Origin of the sequence: Bradyrhizobium sp. (assembly GCF_027451485.1) — a bacterium.
Taxonomy (GTDB): domain Bacteria; phylum Pseudomonadota; class Alphaproteobacteria; order Rhizobiales; family Xanthobacteraceae; genus Bradyrhizobium.
Genome location: NZ_DAIDJE010000156.1, coordinates 130,780 through 139,828, shown reverse-complemented (window position 1 = coordinate 139,828; position 9,049 = coordinate 130,780). Strand labels below are relative to the sequence as shown.

At 61.9% G+C, this 9,049-nt stretch carries 8 protein-coding genes and 1 pseudogene; 6 read left to right on the top strand and 3 right to left on the bottom strand.

The features are described from left to right. Nucleotides 1-668: 668 nt before the first annotated feature. From NEZ08_RS19580 to NEZ08_RS19565, 4 genes are all read left to right on the top strand, one after another. The gene (locus NEZ08_RS19580) at nt 669-1,385 is read left to right on the top strand and encodes an isoprenylcysteine carboxylmethyltransferase family protein (protein WP_298110515.1); all 717 of its coding nucleotides are present in this window, start codon (nt 669-671) and stop codon (nt 1,383-1,385) included. A 257-nt stretch (nt 1,386-1,642) separates the two neighbouring features. Next, nucleotides 1,643-3,307, top strand: coding sequence for a methanol/ethanol family PQQ-dependent dehydrogenase (locus NEZ08_RS19575; protein ID WP_298110512.1), 1,665 nt, complete (start codon nt 1,643-1,645; stop codon nt 3,305-3,307). Nucleotides 3,308-3,343: 36 nt separating this feature from the next. Continuing rightward, nucleotides 3,344-3,718: a cytochrome c gene (locus tag NEZ08_RS19570; protein WP_298110509.1), complete on the top strand. Its 375-nt coding sequence runs from the start codon at nt 3,344-3,346 to the stop codon at nt 3,716-3,718. After that, the gene (locus NEZ08_RS19565; RefSeq protein WP_298110506.1) at nt 3,715-4,659 is read left to right on the top strand and encodes an ABC transporter substrate-binding protein; all 945 of its coding nucleotides are present in this window, start codon (nt 3,715-3,717) and stop codon (nt 4,657-4,659) included. The genes NEZ08_RS19570 and NEZ08_RS19565 overlap by 4 nt, the downstream gene beginning before the upstream one ends. A 32-nt stretch (nt 4,660-4,691) precedes the next feature. Here NEZ08_RS19565 and NEZ08_RS19560 read toward each other — a convergent pair whose 3' ends face one another. Together NEZ08_RS19560 and NEZ08_RS25830 are read right to left on the bottom strand one after the other, a co-directional pair. Next, nucleotides 4,692-5,423: a substrate-binding domain-containing protein gene (locus NEZ08_RS19560; RefSeq protein WP_298110503.1), complete on the bottom strand. Its 732-nt coding sequence runs from the start codon at nt 5,421-5,423 to the stop codon at nt 4,692-4,694. 81 nt (nt 5,424-5,504) lie between these two features. Continuing rightward, a pseudogene (locus tag NEZ08_RS25830) lies at nt 5,505-5,630 on the bottom strand (LysR family transcriptional regulator); the annotation flags it as partial. A gap of 120 nt (nt 5,631-5,750) precedes the next feature. Between NEZ08_RS25830 and NEZ08_RS19555 the strand changes: the two are divergent. Then, the gene (locus tag NEZ08_RS19555) at nt 5,751-6,914 is read left to right on the top strand and encodes a mandelate racemase/muconate lactonizing enzyme family protein (protein WP_298110531.1); all 1,164 of its coding nucleotides are present in this window, start codon (nt 5,751-5,753) and stop codon (nt 6,912-6,914) included. Between the two features lie 935 nt (nt 6,915-7,849). Here NEZ08_RS19555 and NEZ08_RS19550 read toward each other — a convergent pair. Then, nucleotides 7,850-8,209: a hypothetical protein gene (locus NEZ08_RS19550; RefSeq protein ID WP_298110500.1), complete on the bottom strand. Its 360-nt coding sequence runs from the start codon at nt 8,207-8,209 to the stop codon at nt 7,850-7,852. A 164-nt stretch (nt 8,210-8,373) separates the two neighbouring features. On the opposite strand from NEZ08_RS19550, the gene NEZ08_RS19545 reads away from it, so the two are divergent. Then, nucleotides 8,374-8,997, top strand: coding sequence for a hypothetical protein (locus NEZ08_RS19545; protein ID WP_298110497.1), 624 nt, complete (start codon nt 8,374-8,376; stop codon nt 8,995-8,997). The last annotated feature ends 52 nt before the right edge of the window (nt 8,998-9,049 follow it).

Here is a 9,049-nt window from a genome sequence, read left to right as displayed (position 1 = left end):
GAAAGTTGGCTCATTCTCGACAATCGTACGCTCACCATTGTCGACAGCACTGCGGCGCGCCAATACGTGCCGCTGCATGAGTTTGATGAAAATGGGGTTCGCGATTTCAGATGGCGGCCAGAGCCAACGGCAAGGCTCGGAGCCTGACGAATGCGCTGCAGCGATGCCTCGAAGTCAGGATGCGGGTTTGCGACCGCTGCTGCTTTGGACGCGGGAGCTGTCTTGCGCCGCTTCATAAAAGCGCATCGCGATGTACGTCCCCAGCATCCCGAGAAGTAAGCCTTCAAGGACGTGCAAAGCCGGATAGCCAGGCGTCGGGCCGTGGAGGAATATCCGCCCACTCTGTTTCCGCGCGAAACGTGGATTGGCGGAGCACCGTCAACTTGCAATAAGTGCGACGCGGGTCCGGAGAAGATGCCGCTTCGATCATGCGGTCGAGCGAACTGTACAGGGCTCCTGGTCCCATTTCACCCAATCGGCGGAGTCCGCCTTGACCTGGTGCATGACGTCGTAGCCGCGCCGGCAAAAGTTCCTGCCATGTTGACGCTGTACCTCAAGGCTGTCACTGAGAGTGACGGTCTGCCGATCGCTTCTGGTTTCATCCGTACCATGGACGTACCGTTGCATAACGAGGAAAGTCTTTTCGCGTTGGCTCTCGTGGCGTCGCCATGAGGGGACGCACAAAGATGGTAATGGCCATGCTGATGGGCCGGCTTGAGGCGTATCGGCGGACCAAGCTTTACGATCTGCTCGCGGCCGCTCCCATCATCGTTTTTTTTGCGTATAGCGTGGCGCAAATGCTGCCGTCGCTGGCCCAGCGGCTGGCGCTGCTCATGATGTTTGTCCGTACCGATCCGTCGGTGCTGCCCCCATCTCTCGTCTTTCGCTCGGTCGCGGAACTCGCGACGCTGCTTTTCTTCGCGCTCTCGATCGTACTCTATGCGGTGCGTTGCGTCCCGCAGCGGTCCGCAGCCGGGTTCTATCCGCGCTTTGCTGCCGTGGTCGGCACTTTTTCGAGCCTCGGCTTCGTCCTGCTGCCGGCGCGCGAGCTTTCGTCCGCGCTTTACCAGGTCTCGCTTCTCTTGCTTATAGCCGGCACCGCATTGGCAATTTGGGCGTTGCTGGTTCTCGGACGTTCGATCAGCCTCCTGCCGCAGGCCCGGCGACTCGTAACCACGGGACCCTATGCCCTGGTCCGCCATCCACTTTATCTTGGTGAGATGGTCGCCGTCGCTGGAATTGCATTGCAGCACTTCTCGGCATGGGCGCTGCTGTTGTTGGCATTGGGCTGGGCACTTCAGCTTCAGCGCATGAAATACGAGGAGCGGGTGCTGTCGCAAAGCTTCCCGGAATACGAAGACTACATGGCGCGGACGGCTGCCTGACGTGTACTAGCGCGCCTGTACCATGCGGCTGCATTGCACTCCTCTCGTCCTCTCGCTCACCGCGCAGCTTCGATCCAATGCAACGCAAGCGGATGGCGGGTTCGCAGCGCTGAGCCAGTGCATTCCGCTTAGCGGAAAAACTGACGACATGATTTTTCTCTTTTTGCCTTCGTGTTGCTCGCTTTCATTGACGTGATCACTTCCCTGCGACTAGCATCGCAGCCGATCCGCTAAGAGGTCACCCAGGGAGGATATCGATGAATCGCTTCGCATTCGCGGCGTGCGCGATCTTGCTCGCGCCCCTCAGTGCCAACGCCCAGACCGCCGATCAATTGGTCAAAGGCGCGACTGACACCTCAAACGTTCTGAACTACGGCATGGGGTACAATCTGCAGCGGTTCAGTCCGCTGACCCAGATCAATCGGGACAATGCCAAGGACCTTGTGCCCGTTTGGAACTACAGCTTCGCGGATGATCGCAGCGAGGAATCCCAGCCGCTGGTATACCAGGGCGTGATCTACGTCACGACGCACAACGCCACGATGGCGATCGACGCCAAGACCGGCAAGCAGATCTGGAAGACCAAGGTCGAATATCCCGCCGAGACGCCGCGCATCGTGTGCTGCGGCATCATCAATCGCGGCGCTGCCATTCAGGATGGCAAGCTGTTCCGGACGACGCTGGACGACAACGTCATCGCGCTCGACATGAAGACCGGCAAGGAGCTGTGGCGGCAGAAGGCAGCCGACATCAAGGAGGGCTACTCCATGACGGTCGCGCCGCTGATCGCCGATGGCGTGGTGATCACGGGCATCTCCGGTGCCGAGTTCGGCACACGCGACTTCATCGACGGCTGGGACCCCGAAACCGGCAAGCATCTCTGGCGCACTTACTCCGTTCCGAGCCCCGACGAGCCGGGTGGCGACACCTGGAAGGGCGACACCTGGAAGCTCGGCGGCGGGTCGACATGGATTACCGGCTCCTATGACCCCGAACTGAAGACGGTCTATTGGGGCATCGGCAATCCGGGGCCGTTCAACGCGGCGGTGCGGCCGGGTGACAATCTCTACACCTGCTCAGTGCTCGCGCTCGACCCGAAGACCGGGAAGATCAAGTGGCACTATCAGTTCTCGCCGAACAACCCGTTCGACTATGACTCCGTCGCCGAGATGGTGCTCGCCGACATCAAAATCGACGGCAAGCCGACCAAGGTCCTGATGGATGCCAACCGCAACGGCTTCTTCTATGTGCTCGACCGCACCAACGGCAAGCTGCTCGCGGCCAATCCCTACGTGAAGGTCAACTGGGCGAGCGGCGTCGACATGAAGACCGGCCGTCCGATCGAGACCGACGTCACCAAGGATGCGCGCGAGGGCAAGAAGGTCACAGTCTATCCGTCGATCCTCGGCGGCAAGAACTGGGAGCCGATGTCGTTCAACCCGCAGACCGGGCTTGCCTACGCCAACACGCTTCTGTTCGGCGGCCATTACAAGACCGTGGCTGCCACCTACAAGGCGGGCGAATGGTATGTCGGCATGGATCTCACCGATCTCTGGGATTGGGGCACCGGCCCGCGCGGCGCGCTGAAGGCGATCGATCCCCTGACCGGCAAGGCCAAGTGGGAAGCACCGAGCGATATTCCACGCTTCTCGGGCGTGCTGTCGACGGCCGGCGGCGTCGTTTTCTCCGGTCAGCTGACCGGCGAGTTCGAGGCATTCGACGCCGACACCGGCAAGAAGCTCTGGCAGTTCCAGACCGGCTCGGGCATCGAAGGACAACCGGTGACCTGGCAGCAGGACGGCGTACAGTACGTCGCCGTGAATTCCGGCTACGGCGGCGTGTACTCGCTGTTCTCCGGAGACCAGCGGCTCGCCCAGGTGCCCGCCGGCGGATCACTGTGGGTGTTCGCGGTCAAGAAGTAGTTTGCCCGGTAACGACAAGTCAGTGGTTCTTACGTGATGCAAGTACGTATCGGAAGGGCGGCGGCTTTCGCCGCCCTTGCCATCGCGGTGATGGCGATTGCGTCCGCGCAACGGGCGAGGGCACAACAGGCGGCTTCCGCCAAAGAGACTTCCGCAAGCACCGATCAGGGAAATGTCGACCTGGGCAAGGCGATTTTCGCTGAGCATTGCTCGCACTGCCACGGCTTCAACATGGTCAACGCAGGCACGATCACGCCCGACCTGCGCAAGTTTCCGGATGACAGACAGCGCTTCGTCAACACGGTCAAACACGGCAAGAACAACCGGATGCCCCCCTGGGGCGACATTTTGAAGGACGACGATATCGCGAACCTGTGGGCCTACGTGTCGAGCCGAAGGGGCCAGGAATGAGACGTTCGTTGACGGCCATCTGTGCCGGCGCAATGCTCGCGGCCGGCTTCTCGACGATAGCGGGCAGGCATGCCGCAGCATCCGATAACGTTTTGAGGGTGTGTCTCGATGAAGATCTGCCGCCGGCCTCGGTCCACCGGCGCGGCAAGGACGGAAGCGGGTTTGACGTGCTGCTCGCGCAGGCCCTTGCCAAGGAATTGCAGCGGCCGCTCGCGATCCAGTGGTTCGAAAGCAAGCTGGACGAGGATTCAAGCCCCGAACTGGAAGCCAACGCGCTGCTTTCCGACGGCCGCTGTGCGCTGCTCGGCGGTTACCCGCTGACCCAGGATTCGCTCGTCGTGCCCGGCGCCAAAACGGCGAAGCTTCCTGATTTTGACGGAGCGACCAGGGATGATCACCGGCGCCGTGTCACGCTCGGTGTCCTTGCCCCCAGCCGGCCCTATGTCTATTCGGCCCTTACGGTCGTGCTCGGCAGCAAAGTGCGCGACCGTCATATCAAGGACCTCGGCGACCTTGCGGGCTTGAAGATCGGCATCGAGAGCGGCACGTTTGCCGATGCCATTTTGATGAATTTCGGTAAGGGTCGGCTGATCGACCAGATCACCCATCTGGTGCCGGGGCGCGACGATCTCTTCGGTGCGCTCGAGCGCGGCGAGCTTGATGCCACCCTGGTGGACATGCGCCGTCTTGATGCCTGGCGCGCCAGACATCCGGACAGCCAGCTTGGGGCAAGCGGATATTACTACCCGATCGGCGCCAATCGCGCCTATGTGGCTCTTGCCGGCGATGCAGCGCTGATCGGTGCGGTCAACAAGGCGCTGTCGGCTCTCGAAGCGAACGGCACCATCGAACAGTTGGCGCGGACTGCCGGTCTCACATATCTGAAGCCGCGCGAGCCGATCGTCCTCGGCGACGTGCTGCAACAGATCCTGCAGAAGTAAGCTTCGCCGTAGTCCTTCGAAGAACGCATCGGTCAGTCATCGACCAGGCCCTGAGGCGGCCCGCCGCCTCGGGCAGGTGCCCAGCCGCCAAACTGCTGCGCGAGCCGCCACATCTCCTCTGCTGTCGGCGTCAGCCGCATCTGCGGCCTGAACAGCCGAACCGTGACCGGCACCTCCCAGGAGGCGTCGGCAAACATGACGAGGCGGCCGGATTTCAGGTCGTCCTCCACCAGCGTTGCCGGCAGCCAGGCCACACCACGCCCATCCAGGCACAGGGCCCGCAGCGAGCCAGCCAGATCCGCCGTCAGCGCCGGAGCGGCAAGAAGGGCGGGCAGTCGCGCGCCGATCACGCCGCGCAGGATTCGTCCAAGACCCGAGCCGCCGCCATAGGCGAGCAGCGGCGCCTCTGTCAGCGAGGCGACGCCGCTCGCCTTCAGGCCCGGGGCGGCGCAAGCAATCAATCGGTCGTGGGCGACCGGAATCGAGCTGAATTCGGCGGGTGGCAGACGAAGAGGAACGTCTTCATGCACGTGGCAGAGCACGAAATGTGCACGCCCATCCAGAAGCAGGGTTTCGACGGCATTCAGCGTGTCTGAAACCAGTTGCACGCAGCAGATCAGACCCTTGGCCTCCAGCCGCTTCAACCAGCCCGGAAAAAAGATCAGCGACAGCGCATGCGTGGCCGCAATGCGAATTGTGGCGGCCTCCGCGCCCGCAACTTCCCGAACGTGCGCACGCGCATCGGCGATGCGCCGGATCAGCATCGCGGCGAGCGGCTGAAATTCACGCCCGGCCGCCGTCAACTGCACCGGCTGAGCCGCGCGGTCGAACAAGGTGACGCCGGCCCACTCCTCCAGGGCACGGATGCGGCGGCTGAAGGCCGGCTGTGTCAGATTCCTGGCCTCCGCGGCACGCGAGAAATTGCCGGTCCGGCACAGCTCGAGGTAGTCCTCCAGCCAGATCAGTTCCATGGTGCGCTCCATGGAAGACTGCAATGCCGATGCCGTTTAGGCCTTGGCCGATACGAAATCGGCATTAGCCATACCTGCGCATCGCATGCCACATCGCTTGCCCGAATTTGGAGGATCAACATGCGCATCACCGAAATCCGTGAACGGACTTACCCGATCGCCTCGCCCATTGCGAACGCGTACATCGATTTCAGCAAAATGACGCTCAGCCTCGTGGCCATCAAGACCGACGTGATCCGGGATGGCAAGCCGGTGGTGGGATACGGCTTCAACTCCAACGGCCGCTACGGCCAGGGCGCGCTGATGCGGGAGCGGTTCATCCCCAGGCTCATGGAGGCGGAGCCGGCCAGCCTCCTGAACGACGCCGGCGACAATCTGGATCCGCACAAGATCTGGGCCGCCATGTTCCGCAACGAGAAGCCGGGCGGTCATGGCGAGCGTTCCGTGGCGATCGGCACCATTGATATGGCGGTGTGGGATGCGACCGCGAAGATCGCGGGCAAGCCGCTATTCCAGTATCTGGCGGAAAGCCATGGCCGGACCGCCAACCCCAAAGTCTTCGTCTACGCCGCCGGCGGCTACTACTATCCCGGCAAGGACAATTCCAAGCTCAAGGACGAGATGAAGGGCTATCTCGACCGCGGCTATACGGTGGTGAAGATGAAGATCGGCGGCGTGCCGCTGAAGGACGATCTGGGCCGCATTGAAGCCGTGCTCGGCATGCTGCCCAGCGGCTGCCGGTTGGCGGTGGACGCCAACGGCCGCTTCGACACCAGGACCGCGATCGACTACGCCCGGGCACTCTCGGCTTACGATCTGTTCTGGTACGAAGAAGCTGGCGATCCGCTCGATTACGAGTTACAGGCCGCACTTGCGCAGCATTACGCAAAGCCTATGGCCACTGGCGAAAACCTGTTCAGCCATCAGGATGCGCGCAATCTCATCCGCTACGGCGGCATGCGCAAGGACATCGACTGGCTGCAGTTTGACTGTGCGCTGAGCTACGGGCTGGTCGAATATCTCCGTACCCTCGAGATGCTCAAGTCCTACGGCTGGTCGGCGTCGCGCTGCATTCCCCATGGCGGACATCAGATGTCGCTTGCCATCGCTGCCGGGCTGGGTCTGGGCGGCAATGAATCCTATCCCGACCTGTTCCAGCCCTTCGGCGGCTTCCCCGACAGCGTGCGGGTGGAGAACGGTCATGTCACGTTGCCGCCACTGCCCGGCATCGGCTTCGAGGGCAAAGCCGATCTCTATAAGGTGATGTCGGAGCTGAGCGCCTGAAACGGAAGCGCTCACGAGGTTCTGTCGACGATCCCGCTGGTCATTGGCATGCTCGCGGCGGCCAGGCAACCTGCCCAACCGTAACGAAAAGTCGGCACCGACCCGCTGCTTTGATCTCGCGCAACTATGGCCGCATAGCGTTGCTTTAGCCTTCAGACAGGTTTGGGTCGCCCGCTGGAGGTAAGGGAATAGTGAGCAGGATTCCCGGACGATCGTATCATCCGCGTGAATGGCGAGAAGACGCCGGAATACCGCTGCGCGGGTATATTCTGGGTGTTGGCGGCGCGCTGCTCGCTTTGCTGTTTGCTGCCGATCTCCTTTTACCCAAGCCATCCCCGACCGGAAACGTGTCGGCATCCGAGACGCCGCGGATTCGCATTCATTCGGAGCGGAAGGGTCCGGAAGCGATCGTGTTTGATACCACCCAGCCTACGATGATGCCTCCGGCAACAGCGAGCCCCACGGTGACGGCTGCAGACGCAAGCGTTGCTGCACCGGAGCAAGCCGTTCGTCAGAGCTTCGCGCAAGTTCTTCCGGCACAGCCGGCAGCGACTACCGGTCACGTCCAGAGGAAGGTCAGTGCAAGACGTTCACGCAGGCGCGGGCCAGTCATGGCCGGAGCCAGGCGCACGCTGCGGTTTACCGAAAACGCGCGCCCGGGATTCTTCGGGATGACATGGTGACGGCTGCGGGCTCAGATTCGCAGCCATTCGCGAATGGCAACCGCGCAGAGTCGTGGGATTCCGACATTCGTATCCTCGCGCAAACATGCACCAAGGTTGGAATCACGGGAACCGCCGGCAAGTTCAAGATTGCAGCGCAGTTTTGAGATTTGTGATTCGCATTCGCAGTTCTCGGCCAATGCGGCTGGCAAACAAATCCACGAGAGCAAGTCCATCGCCGGCTCATTGTGGCCGGTAAATCTGGCGAGCCAGTTACCATGCTCGCTTGGCCGTCCAGGCTCCCGCGCAGCGCTGGTCTCCGGAATAGCCTGTCCAGGTTCCGCGGCCGACAACGCCGGTCAGCCTGCCGGCGCCGGTGGCGCGTTTTTCCTGCAAGTTGACCGTGGCGCGGACAACACCGGCATTGGTGACGCTGCCCCGGAAGCTCTGCACGGCAGGCGACGTGATCACGCCATTCTCGATCATCACCGAATAGTTATAAACCGCGCCGCAATCCCCGCTCTGTGTGACAAAGGTGATGTCCCATTGCCCGTCATAGGGAGAGCGAGCCTCGGCGGCCGAGGCCAGCAGGCAGGCACAAGCGCCCAGCACAGCGAGAAAACGTTTATTCATGACAGAACTCCTCCACGCGCACGTTCCGCCGGATATCTCCGAACCTGCGCAAAAATACTTCTCGACCGATTTCGGCTGACCCGGCTTGATGCAAGTCAAATTGAAGAGGTCTCGCCGAACGGCCTAGCTCGCCAGCGGCCATTGCAGCGCCAGGAGCACAGAGCATGCAGCGCATTGTGGAAAGACGAACGGTCTGGACGCTGCTGCTCGCCGCAGCAATCCTGAGGTCCGGTGATGTTGCTGCCGAACAATCGACACCCATGCAGAATCAGCATTGGCCGGCCGAAAAAATTCTGCCTGCTGAGCCCGGTCGCAAAGCCTGTTGGCGTCGGGTCTACAACCCGGACCATTTGGCCGCGCATCCTCAGCAAAAGGTCAGAGAACTGACTTTTCTCCTGCGCGTTTCCGGTTATGACGCCGACGGCCGCTATGTCTTTGAACATCCGCACCACGTCTACTACAATTTCGCCCTTTCCTTGAAGCGGAGGGGCGACACGCGCGCACTTGCGACCAGCGGCGATTGCCTTGGCGAAAAGACGGCGGACTGTGCCGTGGATTGCGATGGCGGCGGCGTGACGATAGAAAAATCACCGAGCGGCGACGGTCTGACGATCAGACTCCACGATCGCGGCATCGCCTTCGGCGGCGACTGCGACACGAACAGCGGAGCCTGGGTCAGACCCGGCGCCGACGACAAGGTATTTCACCTCGATCGAGTCTCTGAGGAATCGTGCAAGGCTCTGGAAAAAGAGCGGCTCGGCACCTGGACCGAGGAGCCGGAGCATTGACGTGTCGTCGATACATCGATGCGAACCGCCGAATCGAGGTGGTTAGCCATCC

Coding starts and splice junctions, on each gene's coding strand:
- NEZ08_RS19570 (WP_298110509.1), top strand. CDS start 3,344: ATGCAAGTACGTATCGGAAGGGCGGCGGCTTTCGCCGCCCTTGCCATC.
- NEZ08_RS19575 (WP_298110512.1), top strand. CDS start 1,643: ATGAATCGCTTCGCATTCGCGGCGTGCGCGATCTTGCTCGCGCCCCTC.
- NEZ08_RS19560 (WP_298110503.1), bottom strand. CDS start 5,423: ATGCTGATCCGGCGCATCGCCGATGCGCGTGCGCACGTTCGGGAAGTT.
- NEZ08_RS19580 (WP_298110515.1), top strand. CDS start 669: ATGAGGGGACGCACAAAGATGGTAATGGCCATGCTGATGGGCCGGCTT.
- NEZ08_RS19550 (WP_298110500.1), bottom strand. CDS start 8,209: ATGAATAAACGTTTTCTCGCTGTGCTGGGCGCTTGTGCCTGCCTGCTG.
- NEZ08_RS19555 (WP_298110531.1), top strand. CDS start 5,751: ATGCGCATCACCGAAATCCGTGAACGGACTTACCCGATCGCCTCGCCC.
- NEZ08_RS19545 (WP_298110497.1), top strand. CDS start 8,374: ATGCAGCGCATTGTGGAAAGACGAACGGTCTGGACGCTGCTGCTCGCC.
- NEZ08_RS19565 (WP_298110506.1), top strand. CDS start 3,715: ATGAGACGTTCGTTGACGGCCATCTGTGCCGGCGCAATGCTCGCGGCC.